14 protein-coding genes are annotated in these 17,279 nt (G+C 70.8%); all 14 read left to right on the top strand.

The features are described 5' to 3' along the window. Positions 1-14: 14 nt before the first annotated feature. The 14 genes from JG540_RS08375 to JG540_RS08310 are packed head-to-tail and all read left to right on the top strand — an operon-like array spanning position 15 to position 17,014. Positions 15-638: an NADH-quinone oxidoreductase subunit B gene (locus JG540_RS08375; protein WP_200275305.1), complete on the top strand. Its 624-nt coding sequence runs from the start codon at positions 15-17 to the stop codon at positions 636-638. Further along, positions 635-1,399 carry an NADH-quinone oxidoreductase subunit C gene (locus JG540_RS08370; protein WP_200275303.1) on the top strand — a complete coding sequence of 255 codons (765 nt, stop codon included), beginning with the start codon at positions 635-637 and terminating at the stop codon, positions 1,397-1,399. The genes JG540_RS08375 and JG540_RS08370 overlap by 4 nt, the downstream gene beginning before the upstream one ends. Then, positions 1,399-2,790, top strand: a complete 1,392-nt coding sequence (locus JG540_RS08365; protein ID WP_200275301.1) for an NADH-quinone oxidoreductase subunit D — start codon at positions 1,399-1,401, stop codon at positions 2,788-2,790. Before JG540_RS08370 ends, JG540_RS08365 begins: the two co-directional genes overlap by 1 nt. Continuing rightward, positions 2,790-3,470, top strand: coding sequence for an NADH-quinone oxidoreductase subunit NuoE (gene nuoE / locus JG540_RS08360; protein WP_200275300.1), 681 nt, complete (start codon positions 2,790-2,792; stop codon positions 3,468-3,470). The genes JG540_RS08365 and nuoE overlap by 1 nt, the downstream gene beginning before the upstream one ends. After that, positions 3,467-4,801 (top strand): NADH-quinone oxidoreductase subunit NuoF, encoded by a 1,335-nt coding sequence (nuoF, locus tag JG540_RS08355; RefSeq protein ID WP_200275298.1) that lies wholly within the window; start codon positions 3,467-3,469, stop codon positions 4,799-4,801. The genes nuoE and nuoF overlap by 4 nt, the downstream gene beginning before the upstream one ends. Positions 4,802-4,804: 3 nt before the next feature. After that, the gene (locus tag JG540_RS08350; protein ID WP_200275297.1) at positions 4,805-7,462 is read left to right on the top strand and encodes an NADH-quinone oxidoreductase subunit G; all 2,658 of its coding nucleotides are present in this window, start codon (positions 4,805-4,807) and stop codon (positions 7,460-7,462) included. 5 nt (positions 7,463-7,467) lie between these two features. After that, positions 7,468-8,856, top strand: a complete 1,389-nt coding sequence (nuoH, locus tag JG540_RS08345) for an NADH-quinone oxidoreductase subunit NuoH (protein WP_234043000.1) — start codon at positions 7,468-7,470, stop codon at positions 8,854-8,856. Further along, a complete protein-coding gene (gene nuoI / locus JG540_RS08340) occupies positions 8,849-9,535 on the top strand; it encodes an NADH-quinone oxidoreductase subunit NuoI (protein WP_200275296.1) in 687 nt (228 codons plus the stop codon). Before nuoH ends, nuoI begins: the two co-directional genes overlap by 8 nt. Next, complete coding sequence (locus tag JG540_RS08335; protein WP_200275295.1) at positions 9,532-10,494, top strand: NADH-quinone oxidoreductase subunit J; 963 nt, start codon at positions 9,532-9,534, stop codon at positions 10,492-10,494. The genes nuoI and JG540_RS08335 overlap by 4 nt, the downstream gene beginning before the upstream one ends. Continuing rightward, entirely contained in the window at positions 10,491-10,796 is a 306-nt protein-coding gene (gene nuoK, locus JG540_RS08330; RefSeq protein WP_200275294.1) for an NADH-quinone oxidoreductase subunit NuoK, read from the top strand. Before JG540_RS08335 ends, nuoK begins: the two co-directional genes overlap by 4 nt. Positions 10,797-10,807: 11 nt before the next feature. Then, positions 10,808-12,820, top strand: coding sequence for an NADH-quinone oxidoreductase subunit L (gene nuoL / locus JG540_RS08325; RefSeq protein ID WP_200275293.1), 2,013 nt, complete (start codon positions 10,808-10,810; stop codon positions 12,818-12,820). A gap of 14 nt (positions 12,821-12,834) precedes the next feature. Beyond that, entirely contained in the window at positions 12,835-14,346 is a 1,512-nt protein-coding gene (locus tag JG540_RS08320) for an NADH-quinone oxidoreductase subunit M (protein ID WP_407648318.1), read from the top strand. Continuing rightward, the gene (gene nuoN / locus JG540_RS08315; protein ID WP_200275291.1) at positions 14,343-15,908 is read left to right on the top strand and encodes an NADH-quinone oxidoreductase subunit NuoN; all 1,566 of its coding nucleotides are present in this window, start codon (positions 14,343-14,345) and stop codon (positions 15,906-15,908) included. Before JG540_RS08320 ends, nuoN begins: the two co-directional genes overlap by 4 nt. Then, positions 15,905-17,014, top strand: coding sequence for a polyprenyl synthetase family protein (locus JG540_RS08310; RefSeq protein WP_200275289.1), 1,110 nt, complete (start codon positions 15,905-15,907; stop codon positions 17,012-17,014). The genes nuoN and JG540_RS08310 overlap by 4 nt, the downstream gene beginning before the upstream one ends. The last annotated feature ends 265 nt before the right edge of the window (positions 17,015-17,279 follow it).

Below are 17,279 nucleotides of genomic sequence, written 5' to 3'. Positions count from 1 at the left end.
GAGACGAGGCAGCAATGCGCAACCGTGAGTACGACAAGAAGATGCTCTCCATCCCGTCCAAGCAGGACGACCCCTGGGCGGAGGCAGCCGCCCAGGTAGAGTCCCCGGGCTTCCTGCTGGCCAGCACGGAGAAGCTCCTCGCCCTGGCCCAGGCGCGCTCCATCTGGCCGGTGACCATGGGCCTGGCCTGCTGCGCCATCGAGATGATGGCCACCGCCGCCCCCCGCTTCGACCTGTCCCGCTTCGGCTGGGAGGTGTTCCGTGCCTCGCCCCGGCACGCCGACGTCATGCTCGTCTCCGGGCGCGTCTCCCACAAGATGGCGCCCGTGGTGCGCAACGTCTACGACGCCATGCCCGAGCCCAAGTGGGTCATCTCCATGGGTGCCTGCGCCTCCTCCGGGGGCATGTTCAACAACTACGCCGTCGTGCAGGGCTGCGACCACATCGTGCCGGTGGACATCTACCTGCCGGGCTGCCCGCCCCGCCCGGAGATGCTCATCAACGCCATGCTGGAGCTGACCCGCCAGATCGAGCGCCACAAGACCATCTTCGGCCACCGTGAGGAGATCGCCCGCGCCGTCGAGGCCGCCGCCCTGGCCGCCACCCCCACCTCCGAGATGAAGGGCCTGCTCACATGAGCCAGAACACCCCTGCCGCGCCGGACCCTGAGGCGCCGGCCCCAGCAGCCCAGGCGGTCCCTGAGGTCGCCGGTACCCCCGTGCGGCCCGAGCTGCGGCTGGAGGTCGTCTCCCGCCACAGCGGCCAGTTCGGCTCCGCCGACGCCGGGGACACCAGCGGCTACGGCGGCCACAGCACCGTGGTCACCCTGGCCCCCGCCGCCTCCCGGCCCTACGGCTCCTGGTTCGACGAGACCGTGGACGCCCTGATCGAGGACCTGCAGGCCGAGGGCCTGGACCCCGCCCAGGTGCTGGAGAAGGTCGTGATCGAGCACGACGAGCTGACCATCTTCGTGGCCCGCGAGCACCTGCTGCCTGTGGTGCGCCACCTGCGCGACGACCAGGACCTGCGCTTCGAGCTGTGCCTGGGCGTAAACGGCGTCCACTACCCGGAGATGACCGGCCGGGAGCTGCACGCCTGCTTCGCCTTCCTCAGCCTCACCCACGGGGCCCGCTTCCTGCGGGTGGAGGTCACCTGCCCCGAGTCCGACCCGCACGTGCCCTCCATCGTCTCGGTGTACCCCGGCGACGACTGGCACGAGCGCGAGACCTGGGACCTGATGGGCATCATCTTCGACGGCCACCCCAACCTGACCCGCTCAGCCATGCCTGACGACTGGGTGGGCCACCCCCAGCGCAAGGACTACCCCCTGGGAGGCGTGCCCGTGGACTACAAGGGCACCACCACCCCGCCCGCCGACATCCGGAGGTCCTACCGCTGATGAGCGCCAACGCCACTTCCTTCGCCGCGGCCGGCCCTGCCACCGACGCCTTCACCGAGGGCGCGCCCGAGTTCACCACCCACGGCGGTGACTGGGACGAGGTCGTCGCCGCCATCGCCGCCCGGGACGAGTCCGAGCGCCTCCTCAACGACCGTATCGTCGTCAACATGGGGCCCGTGCACCCCTCCACCCACGGCGTGCTGCGCCTGGTGCTGGAGATCGACGGCGAGCGCATCACCGACGTGCGCGTAGGCACCGGCTTCCTGCACACCGGTATCGAGAAGAACATGGAGTACCGCACCTGGGTGCAGGGGGAGACCTTCATCACCCGGATGGACTACGTGGCCCCCTTCTTCCAGGAGGTCGCCTACGCCCTGGCCGTGGAGAAGCTGCTAGGCATTACCGAGGACGTCCCGGAGAAGGTCTCCGTGGTGCGCGTGCTGCTCATGGAGCTCAACCGCATCTCCTCCCACATGGTGGCCATCGGCTCCGGTGGCAACGAGCTCGGCGGCACCACCCTGCTGACCATCGGCCTGCGCTGCCGCGAGAACATCCTGCGGGTCTTCGAGATGGTCTCCGGCCTGCGCATGAACCACGCCTACATCCGCCCCGGCGGCCTGGCCCAGGACATCCCTGAGGGCACGGTCGAGTTCATCCGCTCGGTCATGCCCAAGATCAAGAACGACATCGGCGAGCTCGAGGCGCTGCTGCAGGAGAACCCCATCCTCAAGGCCCGGTTCATGGGCACCGGGGAGATCTCCCTGGCCGCCGCCCTGTCCCTGGGCCTGACCGGCCCCTGCGTGCGCGCGGCGGGCTACCCCCTGGACATGCGCAAGATGCGCCCCTACTGCGGCTACGAGACCTACGACTTCGACGTGCCGGTCTACGACCACTCCGACTGCTACACCCGCCAGCAGGTCCGCTTTGACGAGTGCTACCAGTCCCTGAAGATCGTCTCCCAGTGCCTGGAGCGCCTGGACCAGATCGAGGCCCGCGGGGAGGACCCCAGCAACCGGCACATGGTGGCTGACCCCACCATCGCCTGGCCCGCCCAGATGGCGATCGCCACCGACGGCCAGGGCCAGTCCGCCGAGCACGTGCGCGAGATCATGGGCACCTCCATGGAGTCCCTGATCCACCACTTCAAGCTGGTCACCCAGGGCTTCAAGGTGCCCGCCGGGCAGGTCTCCCAGACCGTTGAGCACGCCAAGGGCGTGGCCATGGTCCACGCCGTCTCCGACGGCGGCACCCGCCCCTACCGGGTCCACTTCCGGGACCCCTCCTACTCCAACCTGCAGTCCGTGGCCATCATGGGTGTCGGCGGCATGATCGCCGACCTCGTGCCGGTCGTGGCCTCGATCGACCCCGTCCTGGGAGGCGTGGACCGCTGATGAGCACCCCCGACTACAGCCCAGAGGAGCGCGAGCGCCTCCTGGCCGACATCGACGAGATCAAGAGCCGCTACCCGGCGGGCTACGAGCGCAGCGCCCTGATCCCCATGCTGCACCTGGTGCAGTCGGTGTACGGCTACGTGTCCCCGGCCGGGATCGCCATCTGCGCTGAGCAGCTGGGCCTGACCCGCTCCGAGGTCAGCGCCGTGGCCACCTTCTACAGCCAGTTCCGCCGCCACCCCGTAGGCCGCTACCACGTGGGCGTGTGCACCAACGCCCTGTGCGCGGTCATGGGCGGGGACGCCGTGTGGGAGGCGGTCAGTGCCCACACCGGCCTGGGGGCCGAGGAGACCAGCGAGGACGGCGCGATCAGCCTGGAGCGCATCGAGTGCAACGCCGCCTGCGACTACGCCCCCGTGGTCATGGTCAACTGGGAGTTCTTCGACAACCAGACCCCTGCCTCCGCCGTCGCCCTGGTGGACGCCCTGCGCCGGGGCGAGCCCGTGCAGCCCACCCGCGGTCCCGCCACCGTGCCGACCTTCCGGGAGAACGAGCGCCTGCTGGCCGGATTCGAGGACGGCCGCGTGGACGAGGGCCGGACCGTCGGCGACCCCAGCCTGCTGGGCCTGCGCCTGGCCCGTGAGAACGGCTGGACCGTGCCCCAGGAGGAGCAGAAGTGAGCGAGACCCACACCACCTTCACCGCCCCCGGGGTGCTCACGCCCGCCATCACCGAGCTGTGGGACCAGGAGGACTCCTGGAAGCTCAAGACCTACCGGGTGCACGGCGGCTACGACGGCCTGCGCAAGGCCCGGGCCATGGCCCCCGCCGACGTGCTCAACCTGGTCAAGGCCTCCAACCTGCGCGGCCGCGGCGGCGCAGGCTTCCCCACCGGCCTGAAGTGGTCCTTCCTGCCCGCCCCTGACGGCGGCCCCCGCTACCTGGTGGTCAACGCCGACGAGTCCGAGCCGGGCACCTGCAAGGACATCCCCACCATCCTGGCCAACCCCCACGCCCTGATCGAGGGGGTGGCGATCTGCTCGCGGGCCATCGGCTGCGACCACGCCTTCATCTACCTGCGCGGCGAGGTCGCCCACGCCTACCGCCGCCTGCTGGGCGCCATCCGGGAGGCTCAGGAGGTCGGCGTGCTCCGCGGCGGCTTCGGCCTGGACGGCACCGGCGACCTGACCATCACCGCCCACGCCGGGGCCGGGGCCTACATCTGTGGTGAGGAGACCGCGCTGCTGGACTCCCTGGAGGGACGCCGCGGCCACCCCCGCCTCAAGCCGCCCTTCCCGGCGGTGCAGGGTCTTTACGCCCGGCCCACCGTCATCAACAACGTGGAGACCATCGCCTCCCTGCCCGGCATCCTGCGGCGCGGGTCCGACTGGTACTGCGCCATGGGCACCGAGAAGTCCAAGGGGCACGGTATCTTCTCCGTGTCCGGGCACGTGGTACAGCCCGGCCAGTTCGAGGCGCCCTTCGGCATCACCATGCGGGACCTGATCGACCTGGCTGGCGGCATCCGCAAGGGCCACCGGCTCAAGTTCTGGGTGCCTGGAGGCTCCTCCACCCCGGTCTTCGGCCCCGAGGAGCTGGACGTACCCCTGGACTACGAGTCCGTGGGCGCGGCCGGCTCCATGCTGGGCACCCGGGCCCTGCAGGTCTTTGACGAGACCGTCTCGGTGGTGCGGGTGATCGCCCGCTGGACCGAGTTCTACCAGCACGAGTCCTGCGGCAAGTGCACCCCCTGCCGTGAGGGCACCTACTGGATGCGCCAGATCATGACCCGCCTGGAGGCGGGCCAGGGCCAGGCCGGGGACGTGGAGAAGCTGGAGTCGATCGCCAACAACATCGCCGGACGCTCCTTCTGCGCCCTGGGCGACGCCGCCGCCACCCCGATCCTGTCCGCCATCAAACGGTTCCGCCCCGAGTTTGAGGCGGGGTACACCACCCCCGCCCGGGAGCTGTTCCCCTACGCGGCCTCCTCCATCCTCGAAAGCGCACGGTGACACATGAGTGACATGGTCAACATGACGATCGACGGGATCCCCGTCGAGGTCGAGAAGGGCACGCTCCTGATCCGCGCCGCCGAGCAGGTCGGCGTGCGGATCCCCCGCTTCTGCGACCACCCGCTGCTGGCCCCCTCCGCCAACTGCCGCCAGTGCCTGGTGGAGGTGGCCATGCCGGACCGTGAGGGCGTCGTCCGGCCCATGCCCAAGCCCCAGCCCTCCTGCGCCATGACCGCGATGGAGGGGATGCAGGTCTCCACCCAGGCCACCAGCGCGGTCGCCGCCCAGGCCCAGGCCGGGACCATGGAGTTCCTGCTGGTCAACCACCCGCTGGACTGCCCCGTGTGCGACAAGGGCGGCGAGTGCCCGCTGCAGAACACCGCCCTGGAGCTCATGGCCTCCGGCGCCCAGTCCACCAGCCGCTTCACCGACGTCAAGCGGGTCTTCCCCAAGCCGCTGCGGCTGACCAGCAACGTGCTGCTGGACCGGGACCGCTGCATCCTGTGCCAGCGCTGCGTGCGCTTCATGGACCAGATCCCGGGCGACCCCTTCATCACCCTGCAGGGACGGGGCGCCGGGCACCCCGGCGGCCACCTCACCGGCGGCCTGTACTCCGAGCAGATCGGCCGCTTTGACGCCGCCGTGCTGGACTACACCACTGACGCCCCCCGGGGCTCCGTGTCCAACCGGGGACAGGGCGGGCTCAGCCCCGACACCGGCTGCACCGGGCCCGGCGGCGAGGCCGGGGCCAGCACGGGCGACAGCTACGGCCCCGCAGGGGAGGAGCTGGACGCCTCCGGGCGCCCCTTCGCCTCATACTTCTCGGGCAACATCATCCAGATCTGCCCGGTGGGGGCCCTGACCTCCGCCCGCTACCGCTTCCGTGCCCGCCCCATGGACCTGGTCTCCACCGACTCGGTCACTGAGCACGACGCCTCCGGCTCCGCGCTCCGTGTGGACATGCGTCACGGCACCGTCCTGCGACGGCTGGCTGGCAACGACCCGGAGGTCAACGAGGAGTGGATCACCGACAAGGACCGCTTCGCCTTCGCCTGGGCCAGCGCGCCCGACCGTCTCACCACCCCGCTGGTGCGTGACGAGCAGGGCCAGCTGGTGCCCACCTCCTGGTCCGACGCCCTGGACGTGGCCGCCCAGGGCCTGGCCGCTGCCCGCTCCGCCAGCGGCGTGGGGCTGCTGCCCGGGGCCCGCCTGACCCTGGAGGACGCCTGGGCCTGGTCACGTTTCGCCCGCACCGTGCTTTCCACCAACGACATCGACCAGCGGGTGCGTGACCACAGCAAGGAGGAGGACTCCTTCCTGGCGGCCCGCGTGGCCGGCACCGGCCTGGGCGCGGTTACCTACTCCTCCCTGGAGAAGGCCGGGCAGGTGCTGCTGGTGGCCCTGGAGCCTGAGGACGAGTGCGGCTCCCTGTTCCTGAGGCTGCGCAAGGGCGTGCTCGCGGGCGGGGTGAAGGTGGCCACCATCGCGCCTTTCGCATCCCGCGGCACCAGCAAGCTGGAGGCCCAGCTGGTGCTGGCCGCCCCCGGTGAGGAGGCCCGCAGCATCGCCACCCTGCGCAAGACCAGCCCCGAGCTGGTGGACGCCCTGTGCCAGGAGGGTGCCGTCATCCTCGTGGGGGAGCGTGCCGCCGCCGTCCCTGGCCTGCTCAAGGTCGTGGACTCACTGGCTGCCGTCACCGGGGCCCGGCTGGCCTGGGTCCCGCGCCGCGCCGGTGAGCGCGGCGGCATCGAGGCGGGGCTGCTGCCCCACCTGCTGCCCGGCGGGCACCCGGTGCACAGCTCGCGCGCCCGCGCCGCCGTCGAGGACGCCTGGGGACTGGCCCCCGAGGGCGAGGCCGACGGCTCCCGCCTACCCGCCTCCCGGGGCCGGGACACCACTGGCATCCTCTCCGCCCTGCTGGACGGTGAGCTGGGCGGCGCCGTCGTGGGCGGGGTTGACCTGCGTGACTTCCCCGACCCGGGCCTTGCCCGTGCCGCCCTGGCAGCCGCAGGCTTCCTGGTGCAGCTGGAGGTGCGCCGCAGCGAGGTCAGTGAGCACGCCGACGTCGTCCTGCCGGTGGCCCCACCCGTGGAGAAGAACGGCACCTTCGTGAACTGGGAGGGCCGGGTGCGTCCCTTCGGGCAGGCGCACGTCTCCCGCAGCCGCACAGACCGGGAGGTGCTGGGGATGCTGGCCGCCGAGATGGGCACCGACCTGGGCACTGGCTCCCTGGAGACCGTCCACGCCCAGCTGGCCCGGCTCGGCCTGTGGGAGGGGGACCGCGCCGAGGTCGTGTTCGTCAAGCCCACCGGCCGGAGCCAGGAGCTGCCCGCAGGCCGCCCCGCCGTGCTGGCCACCCACAAGCCGCTGCTGGACGCGGGCCGCCTGCAGGACGGTGAGCCCTTCCTGGCCGCCACCGCCCTGGCCCCCACCATCCGCTTGGGCACAGAGCTGGCCGCCCGGCTGGCGGTGCACGACGGCGACCAGGTCACCGTGGCCACCGCCACCGGCTCCGTCACCCTGCCCGTGCGGGTGGGTAACGTGGCCGAGGGCACCGTGTGGCTGCCCGAGTGCTCCGCCGGATCAACCGTGCGCCAGACCCTGGGCGCCCGCCACGGCGACACAGTGTCGATCTCGACCCCCCAGGAGGTGGCCCGGTGAGCCTCGTGAACCTCTTCCCCGGACTGTCGGCCAGCGCCCCCCTGCCCGCCGTGGGCGGAGTGGTAGCCGACTTCTCCCAGGAGACCTGGTGGCTGTCCGTCCTCAAGGCGGTGTTCATCCTGGTCTTCCTGATCCTCAGCGTCATCATGGCGATCTGGGCGGAGCGGCGCGTGCTGGCGCGGGTGCAGACCCGCCCCGGCCCCAACGTCAACGGCCCCCTGGGCATCCCCCAGCTGATCGCCGACGCCACCAAGCTGATCCTCAAGGAGGACTTCTGGCTGGCGGGTGCGGAGAAGCTCTCCTACATGCTCGCCCCCCTGATCGCGGCCTTCAGCGCCTTCATGGTCTTCGCGATCATCCCCTTCGGGCCGCAGGTCTCGATCCTCGGCCACAGCACGCCCCTGCAGCTGACCGACTTCCCGGTGGCGGTGCTCTACGTGCTGGCCATCAGCTCCTTCGGTATCTACGGCATCATCCTGGGCGGCTGGTCCACCCACTCCACCTACCCGCTGCTGGGCGCCGTGCGCTCCGCCGCGCAGGTGATCTCCTACGAGCTGAGCATGAGCCTGGCGATCCTGTCGGTGTTCCTGGTGTCCTCCACCATGTCCACCTCCGGGATCGTGGCCTCCCAGACCACCCTGTGGTGGGCCCTCGGCATCGCCCCCAGCTTCATCATCTACGTGATCTCCATGGTCGCGGAGGTCAACCGCCTGCCCTTCGACCTGCCGGAGGCCGAGGGCGAGCTGGTGGCGGGCCACATGGTGGAGTACTCCTCCATGAAGTTCGCCTGGTACTTCCTGGGCGAGTACATCAACATGTTCAACGTCTCCGCCGTCTGCGTGACCCTGTTCCTGGGCGGCTGGCGCTCCTTCGTCCTGGCCTCCTTCTGGCCCGGGGCCAACGAGGGCTGGTGGCCGATGCTGTGGTTCATCGGCAAGGTCTGGCTGCTGATGCTCGCCATGATCGTCACCCGCGGCACCCTGGTGCGCTTCCGCTACGACCACTTCATGGCCTTCGGCTGGAAGTTCCTGATCCCCGTGGCCCTGGCCTGGTTCGTGATGGTGGCCCTGGTGCAGGGCTCCCGCTCCTTCAGCGGCCTGAGCTTCCAGGCGATCATGGTGGTCATCTCCGGGGTCCTGCTGGTCTCCCTGATCCTCATGTTCCTGATTCCCGGCGGGGAGGAGGACGACTCCCCGGAGCCGCTGCTCGCCGCCGACGGCACCCTGATCGTTCCCGGTGAGGAGATCGATGCCTTCGCCGGAGGCTTCCCGGTGCCCCCGCTGCCCGGACAGACCCTGCCTCCCTCCCCGCGCCAGGTCCGGCGTGAGGAGCAGCTGGTCGCCCAGGCCCAGACCACCCCCGACGTCGCCGTCCAGGAGGGAACTGATGACTGACCCCAAGCCCCGCCGGCAGGACGGTGCCAACCACGACCAGTGGCTGCGGGACGAGCCCGGGCTGCTGGGCCGCGTCTTCGCGCCGGTGGCCGGGTACGGCGTGACCCTCTCCTCGATCTTCCGGCCCACCGTCACCGAGCAGTACCCCTTCGAGCCAGCGCACCTCATGCCGCGCTACCACGGCCGCCACCAGCTCAACCGCTACGAGGACGGGCTGGAGAAGTGCATCGGCTGCGAGCTGTGCGCCTGGGCCTGCCCCGCCGACGCCATCTACGTGGAGGCCGCCGCCAACACCCCCGAGGAGCAGTACTCGCCGGGGGAGCGCTACGGGCGCGTCTACCAGATCAACTACCTGCGCTGCATCTTCTGCGGCCTGTGCATCGAGGCCTGCCCCACCCGGGCCCTGACCATGACCCACGAGATCGAGGAGCTGGTGGGCCCCAACCGCAACGGCCTGATCTACGAGAAGCAGAACCTGCTGGCCCCCCTGCCAGAGGGGGCCCTGAGCACCCCCCACCCGATGGTCGAGGGCACCGAGGACGGCGACTACTACCGGGGCGCCGTCACCGGCCCCACCGCCGCGCAGGCCGCCTGGGTGCAGGAGCACCGCCCGGAGGACCCGAGCCTCGCCCAGGTCCGCACCGTGGCCGCCCCGCAGCCGAAGGAGGCCCACCTGTGAACGCGCTAGCCGCCTACACGCCGCTGCCCGCCGCCGTAAGCCCCACCGGGACCCTCACCACGGGGGAGACCCTGCTGTTCGGGGCCACTGCGCTGGTGACCGTCGTCTGCGGGCTGGGGGTGCTAACCGCCCGCCGGGCCGTGCACGCCGCCATCAACATGATCGCCATCATGGTCAGCCTGGCGGTCCTCTACCTGGCCAACGAGGCCCCCTTCCTGGGCATCACCCAGGTGGTGGTCTACACCGGCGCGGTCATGACCCTGGTCATGTTCGTAATCATGCTCGTGGGCGTCGGCGGTGACGAGCCCACCGCCGGAACCTCCTCCCGCCTGCAGGTGCCGCTGGCCGTCCTGGGCGGCATCGGCCTGGCCGGAGCCATCGGCGCCGCCGTGACCGCCACCCGCATGGACGGCTTCCAGGGCCTGCACCGTGGCGACGCCGCCACCCCCGCCGCCCTGGGCCAGGCGCTCTTTAGCGGGCACGTGGTCCTCATGGAGGTCACCGGCCTGCTGCTGGTGGTCGCCGCCCTGGGGGCCCTGACCCTGACCCACCGTGACCGCACCCGCCCCAGGACCACCCAGCGTGAGCTCATGGAGGAGCGCATGCGCGCCTACGCCAAGGACGGCCAACACCCCGGCCAGAAGCCCATGCCCGGCGTCTACGCCACCACCAACACCGCCGCCGCGCCCGCGCTGGACGCCAGCGGCCAGGCCCTCACCGACTCCGTGCCCCGGCCCCTGGTGGCCCGCGGGCAGGACCTGGAGCTGGCCGACGTCGCCCCCGGCCTCGCCGCCGAGCAGCGCGCAGGCAAGCAGGTGCACAGCACCCAGGTGGGCCAGTCGGGCATGGAGTCCATGCCCGGCGCCGCCGCCCCCCGCGTCATCCAGCCCGTGTCCCGCGCCAACGCCCCCCAGGTGCCGTCCGGCCCGGCTGAGAGCAGCAAGGAGGACAGCAAGTGAGTGTCCCGGTAAGCGCCTACATCATCCTGGCCGGGGTCCTGTTCGCCCTGGGCGCCCTCACGGTGCTCCTGCGCCGCAACGCGGTGATCGAGCTCATGGGGGTCGAGATGATGCTCAACTCGGTCAACCTGGTCCTGGTGACCTTCTCGCGCGTCCACGGCAACCTGACCGGCCAGGTCTTCGCCTTCTTCGTGATGGTGGTGGCCGCCGCGGAGGTCGTGATCGGCCTGGCGATCATCGTGTCCATCTTCCGTACCCGCAGGTCCACGTCGGTTGACGACGAGAACCTGCTCAAGAACTGAGAGGCCACGTGATGATCCCATCCGCCCTCGCACCCCTGGCGCACGCTGCCACCGGCAGCGCTGGCGTGCACGCGGCACACGGCCCCGCCGCACTGGCCTGGCTGCTGATCGCCGTCCCGGCCGCCTCCGCCGCCGTCCTGCTGCTGGCCGGAAGGCGCAGCGACGCCTGGGGGCACTGGCTCGGACTGGCCGCCGCCGTCTTCTCCGCCCTGCTGGGCCTGACCATCCTCGCGCAGTCGCTGAGCCTGCCCGCCGCGGAGCGGGTCATGGAGATGGAGCTGTGGCGCTGGTTCTCCGCCGGTGACCTCAGCATCGACGTCGGCCTGCGCATCGACCCGCTCTCCCTGACCTTCGTGGCCCTGGTGACCTTCGTCGGCTCCCTGATCCACCTGTACTCGGTGGCCTACATGTCCCACGACCGGGACCGGCGGCGCTTCTTCGCCTACCTCAACCTATTCGTGGCCGCCATGCTCACCCTGGTGCTGGGCTCCTCCTACATCGTGGTCTTCGTCGGCTGGGAAGGCGTGGGCGTGGCCTCCTACCTGCTGATCGGCTTCTGGAACACCGCCGACGCCGACTCCCCCCAGCGCGAGCAGGTCACCAGCCGGGAGAACGCCGCCGCCGCCAAGAAGGCCTTCCTCATGAACCGGGTCGGTGACCTGGGCCTGCTGCTGGCCATGATGGCCATGGTCTCCCAGGTCCACTCCGTGTCCTTCACCCAGGTGCTGCCCTCAGCCACCACCGGCGTGCTCACCCCGGGCTGGGCCACCGCTATCGGCTTCTTCCTGCTGCTGGCGGCCTGCGGAAAGTCCGCCCAGTTCCCGCTGCAGGCCTGGCTGGGTGACGCCATGGCCGGCCCCACCCCCGTGTCCGCCCTGATCCACGCCGCCACCATGGTCACCGCCGGGGTCTACCTGATGGTGCGCTCCGGCGCGGTCTTCCAGGCCTCGCCCTCCGCCCAGCTGGCCGTCGCCGTCATCGGCGCCGTCACGCTGCTGCTCGGAGCCGTGATCGGCTCCGCCAAGGACGACATGAAGAAGGTCCTGGCGGCCTCCACCATGAGCCAGATCGGCTACATGATGCTGGGTGCGGGCCTGGGCCCCATCGGCTACGCCTTCGCGATCTTCCACCTGCTCACCCACGGCTTCTTCAAGGCCCAGCTGTTCCTGGGGGCCGGGTCGGTCATGCACGCCATGAGCGACCAGGTGGACATGCGCCGCTTCGGTGGCCTGTCCCAGGTCATGCAGGTCACCTGGGTGACCATGGGCATCGGCTGGCTGGCCATCCTGGGGATCCCGCCCTTCTCCGGCTTCTGGTCCAAGGACAAGATCATCGAGGCCGCCTTCGTGGGGGAGGGGGCCCGCCCCTGGGTGCTGGGCAGCATCGCCCTGTTCGGGGCCGGGCTGACCGCCTTCTACATGTCCCGCCTGTTCTTCATGATCTTCCACGGTGAGCGCCGCTGGACCACCCAGGACGACGTCGAGGGGGAGGTCCACCCCCACGAGTCCGGCTGGATGATGACCGCCCCCCTGGTGGTCCTCTCCGTGTTCTCCGTGGCCCTGGGCGGTCTGCTGTCCGTCGGCGACGCCTTTGCCCACTGGCTGGAGCCGGTCACCGGGCACGCCGAGCACGGTGAACCGGTGCTGCCGGTCCCCGTGATCATGGCCCTGACCCTGGCCCTGGTGCTCGTCGGGGTCGCCGTCGCCTACCTGATGTACGTCAGGAAGCCGGTGCCCACCGTCCTGCAGCCCACCAACGCCCTGGTCCGGGCCGCCCGCCAGGACCTCTACCAGGACACCGTCAACGAGGGCCTGGTCATGCGGCCGGGTGCCGGACTGGTGTGGGCCACCACCGCGGCCGACGAGCTCGGGGTGGACAACGCCGTCGAGGGCCTGGGAACAGGCACCGCGGCCCTGGGACAGCTGGTGCGCCGTACCGAGTCCGGCTACCTGCGCAGCTACGCGGGCTACATGCTGGCGGGCACCGTCCTAGCCCTGATCGCCGTCCTGGCCACCAGGCTCTGAGAGGTATGCACTCGATGAACGCACACATCCTGACCATCATGGCGGTCCTCCCGCTGCTGGGCGCGGGCCTGCTGCCCTGGCTGCGCAGCTACGCCCGCGAGACCGGGCTGGGCGTCTCCCTGGCCACCCTAGGGCTGGGCGTCTGGGCCCTGACGCGCTTCGACATGAGCCAGGGGGCCCAGGTCCAGCTGACCGACACCTACCAGTGGATCCCCTCCCTGGGCATCTCCTGGGCCCTGGGGGTCAACGCCCTGGGCCTGCTGATGCTGCTGCTCGCCGTCGCCCTGGTGCCGCTGGTGCTGCTCGCCTCCTGGGGCGAGGTACCAGCCGACCGCCAGGGGGGCTTCACCGCCCTGGTCCTGGCGCTGGAGGCCTTCATGGTGGTGATCTTCTCCGCCCGCGACGTGTTCCTGTTCTACGTCTGCTTTGAGGCCATGCTCATCCCGGTGTACTTCCTGATCGGGCGCTTCGGGGGGCCGGGCCGCCAGCGGGCCGCCCTGAAGTTCCTGCTGTACTCCCTGGCCGGGGGGCTGGTCATGCTGGTCGGCGTGGTGGCCCTGCCCTTCTACAGCCCCACCGGTGATCTCACCTTCACGGTGGACGCCCTGGCCGGCAGGCTGACAGCGCCCACCGGCACGGCCCGCTGGATGTTCATCAGCTTCATGGTGGCCTTCGCCATCAAGGCCCCCATGTTCCCGGTACACACCTGGCTGCCGGACACCGCCGAGCAGGCCACCCCCGGCACCTCGGTGCTGCTGATCGGCGTGCTGGACAAGATCGGCACCTACGGGATGATCTCCCTGTGCCTGCCCCTGTTCCCTGAGGCCTCACGCTGGGCCGCCCCGGTGGTGCTGCTGCTGGCCGCCATCTCGATCATCTGGGGGGCGCTGCTGGCTATCGGCCAGGACGACCTCTACCGCCTGATCTCCTTCACCTCCATCAGCCACTTCGGCTTCATCGTCATGGGGATCTTCATCGGCTCCCAGGTGGCGGCCACCGGCGCCATGCTCTACATGGTGGCCCACGGGCTGTCCATCGCCGGGCTCTACCTGACCACCGGATTCCTGGTACGCCGCACCGGCACCACCCGGATCAGCGAGCTCGGGGGCATGGCCCGGGTCATGCCGGTGGCGGCCGGTACCTTCCTGGTCTCCGGCCTGGCCTCGATCGCCCTGCCCGGCCTGTCCGGATTCGTCCCGGAGTGGATGGTCCTGACCGGCACCTTCTCCCGCTCCGTGCCCCTGGGGGTGGCGGCGGCGGCCGGGGTCGTGATCGCGGCCGTCTACATCATGCTTCCCTACCAGCGGGTCTTCACCGGCGCCCCCGCCCCCCAGCGGGTGGGCCTGACCGACCTGGACCTGCGGGAGAAGACCCTGCTGGCGCCGGTGCTCGTCGCGATGTTCGTGCTTGGCCTGGCGCCCTTCCTGCTCACTGACGGGCTCAACCCCGTCTCCGAGCAGGTAGCCGCCGTCAGCAGCGCCGCGCCCGCCAGCCCCACCACTGCCTCTGAAGGGAGCAGCAAGTGAGCACCTTCACCGCTCCGTCTATCGCCTGGTCCGCCCTCACCCCGGTGATCGTCGTGGCCGGTGCCGCCCTGCTCGGCGTGCTGGTTGAGGCCTTCGTCCCGCGCAAGGTGCGTCCCACCGTCCAATTGGTGCTGGCGTTGCTGGCGGTCCTGGGCAGCCTGGTGGCCGTGGGCACGCGGTGGGCCGCCACCACCGGCGGCACCATCGGCTACATCGCCGGGGGACTGTCAGAGGACACCTTTGCGGTCGCGGCCCAGGGCGTGCTCCTGCTGATCGGCTTCCTGGCCCTGCTGGTCATGGGGGACCGCACCAGCGCCAACGACGGCGCCTTCGCCGCCCAGGCCGCTGACCGGCCCGGCTCCGCCGAGGAGACCGAGTCGCTGCACGCGGGCTGGACCACCTCGGAGATCTATCCCCTGACCCTGTTCTCCCTGGCCGGGATGATGCTCTTCCCCATGGCGAACGACTTCATCTCCCTGTTCGTGACCCTGGAGCTGATCTCCCTGCCGCTGTACGTGCTGGCGGCCACCGCCCGTCACCGCCGCCTGCTGTCCCAGGAGGCCGCGCTGAAGTACTTCGTGCTGGGCTCCTTCGCCTCCGCCTTCCTGCTCATGGGCGCCGCCCTGCTCTACGGCTTCTCCGGGCGCATCAGCTACGCCGGCGTGGCCACCGCCGTCAACTCCTCCCTGTCGGCTGGCGGGGACTGGCTGGTACTGGCCGGAGTGGTGCTAGTGACCGTGGGCCTGCTGTTCAAGGTGGCGGCAGTGCCGTTCCACGCCTGGAGCCCCGACGTCTACCAGGGGGCGCCCACCCCGGTGACCGGCTTCATGGCCGCCGGGGTCAAGGCCTCCGCCTTCCTGGCGCTGGTGCGCTTCTACTACGTGGTAGCGGGCGGCTTCGGCTGGGACATGGCCCCCTTCCTGTGGACCGTGATCGGTCTGACCATGCTGGTGGGCACCGTCGTGGGCGTGGTCCAGACGGACATCAAGCGCATGCTCGCCTACTCCGCCATCGCCCACGCCGGGTTCATGCTGATCGGCGTGATCGGCTTCAGCCGCCTGGGCATAGTCTCGCTGCTCTTCTACTCACTGGCCTACGGCGTGGCCACGGTGGGGGCCTTCGGGATCATCTCCCTGGTGCGGGTGGACCACGACGGCGCCCCCGGCGCGGAGGCCACCAACCTGTCCGCCTGGCAGGGGCTAGGACGCCGCAGCCCCTGGCTGGCCGGGGCCATGGGGGTGCTCCTGCTGTCCTTCGCCGGTATCCCGCTCACAGCGGGCTTCGTGGGCAAGTTCCAGGTGTTCCTGGCCGGGGTGGAGGGTGGAGCCATCTGGCTGGTGGTGGCCGCCGTGGTCTCCTCCGCCGTCACCGCCTTCTTCTACCTGCGCCTGACGGTGCTGATGTTCTTCCGTGAGCCGCAGGAGGGAGGCGCCGTCGTGGTGGCCTCGGACGGCACAACCAGCGCCGCCGTCCTGATCGCCGTGCTGCTCACCGTGGCCCTGGGGGTGCTGCCGCAGCCCGTGATCGAGGTCTTCGCGCAGGCCGCTATGCTCGTGCCGTGATCGGATCAATCCCGCTTGACGCACCTGATCTCGAGGACCGGATCGCCCCGGCCCTTGAGGCGGTAGAGACCCGGCTGATGGAGGTCGTCTCCCGTGCGGATGAGGCGATCAACCCGCCTACCTCACACCTCGCGGCAGCTGGTGGCAAGCGCCTGCGTCCCGCCCTGACCCTGCTCACCGCCCAGCTGGGGGACCCCGAGCTGGCCACCGGGGAGGGTGTCCGGGACGCCGGGGTGGCGGTGGAGCTGACCCATATCGCCACGCTCTACCACGACGACGTGATGGACGACGCCCCCCTGCGCCGCGGCGCCCCCAGCGCCCAGACCGTGTGGGGCAACTCCGCCGCCATCCTCACCGGTGACGTGCTGGTGGCCCGCGCCTCCCAGCTGGTGGCCGCCCTGGGGCCGGAGCCCGTGCTCGCCCACGCCCGCACCTTTGAGCGCCTGTGCACCGGGCAGCTGCACGAGACCCTGCCACGCCCGGCCGGCACCGACCCGGTGGCCCACTACATCCAGGTGCTGGCCGACAAGACCGGTTCGCTGATCGCCGTCTCCGCCCGCTACGGGGCCATGCTCACCGGCGCGGGGGCGCGCACGGAGCAGATCGTGGAGAGCTTCGGGGAGAAGATCGGCGTGGCCTTCCAGCTGGCTGACGACGTCATCGACCTGTGCTCCGACTCGCAGACCACCGGCAAGACCCCTGGCACCGACCTGCGCGAGGGCGTGGACACCATGCCGGTGCTCCTGCTGCGCCAGGCCCTGGCCGCTGGCAACCTGGACGCGGCCGGACAGTCCATCCTGTCCACCATCTCCAGCGAGGACCTCAGCGACGACACCGTGCTCTCCCAGGTGGTCGCGCGCCTGCGGGAGCACCCGGTGGTCGCCTGCACCCGGGAGATGGCCTTCGCCTGGGCGCAGGACGCCGTGGACGCCCTGAAAGGGCTGGAGGAGGCGGTGGCCGCAGGCACCAGCAGCCGCCTGGACGCCGCCGGGGTCACGGACCCGCTGGCGCGGCAGCGCGCCCTGGACGAGGCCGCCACCCGCGTGGCGGTGGTGCGCAAGGGCATGGAGTACTTCGCCCGGCTGCTGGTGGACCGCGCCGCCTGAGTGGCCTGGGGTGGGGCCGGCGGACCTGCGGGACCTGAACAAGTACGGTGCCGTGTACGCGGGCCGCTTCTACCAGGCGATTGGCTGGGTGGGCCCGGACCAGGCGGACTGAGGCGCAGGGGGCCTGGCGTGCGCCCTCGGGCGGGGCGGTGGTGACCGCTCCTCCTGGGGCGGGGACAGGGGCTGCGGCGGGTCTGGCCGGGAGGGGCGAGCCTGGCCGGGCGGACCTGCTGTCCGGCGGCAGTGACACGGCTCAAGCCGGGAG

This window comes from Actinomyces weissii (assembly GCF_016598775.1).
Taxonomy (GTDB): Bacteria; Actinomycetota; Actinomycetes; order Actinomycetales; family Actinomycetaceae; genus Actinomyces; species Actinomyces weissii.
Note: the sequence above shows the minus strand (reverse complement) of the source record. Positions and strands in the feature narration are given on the sequence as shown.

Bases quoted from the DNA above. Each gene is read 5' to 3' on its own strand.
- JG540_RS08375 (WP_200275305.1), top strand. From the start codon at position 15: ATGCGCAACCGTGAGTACGACAAGAAGATGCTCTCCATCCCGTCCAAG.
- JG540_RS08370 (WP_200275303.1), top strand. From the start codon at position 635: ATGAGCCAGAACACCCCTGCCGCGCCGGACCCTGAGGCGCCGGCCCCA.
- JG540_RS08365 (WP_200275301.1), top strand. From the start codon at position 1,399: ATGAGCGCCAACGCCACTTCCTTCGCCGCGGCCGGCCCTGCCACCGAC.
- nuoE (WP_200275300.1), top strand. From the start codon at position 2,790: ATGAGCACCCCCGACTACAGCCCAGAGGAGCGCGAGCGCCTCCTGGCC.
- JG540_RS08350 (WP_200275297.1), top strand. From the start codon at position 4,805: ATGAGTGACATGGTCAACATGACGATCGACGGGATCCCCGTCGAGGTC.
- nuoI (WP_200275296.1), top strand. From the start codon at position 8,849: ATGACTGACCCCAAGCCCCGCCGGCAGGACGGTGCCAACCACGACCAG.
- nuoL (WP_200275293.1), top strand. From the start codon at position 10,808: ATGATCCCATCCGCCCTCGCACCCCTGGCGCACGCTGCCACCGGCAGC.
- JG540_RS08320 (WP_407648318.1), top strand. From the start codon at position 12,835: ATGAACGCACACATCCTGACCATCATGGCGGTCCTCCCGCTGCTGGGC.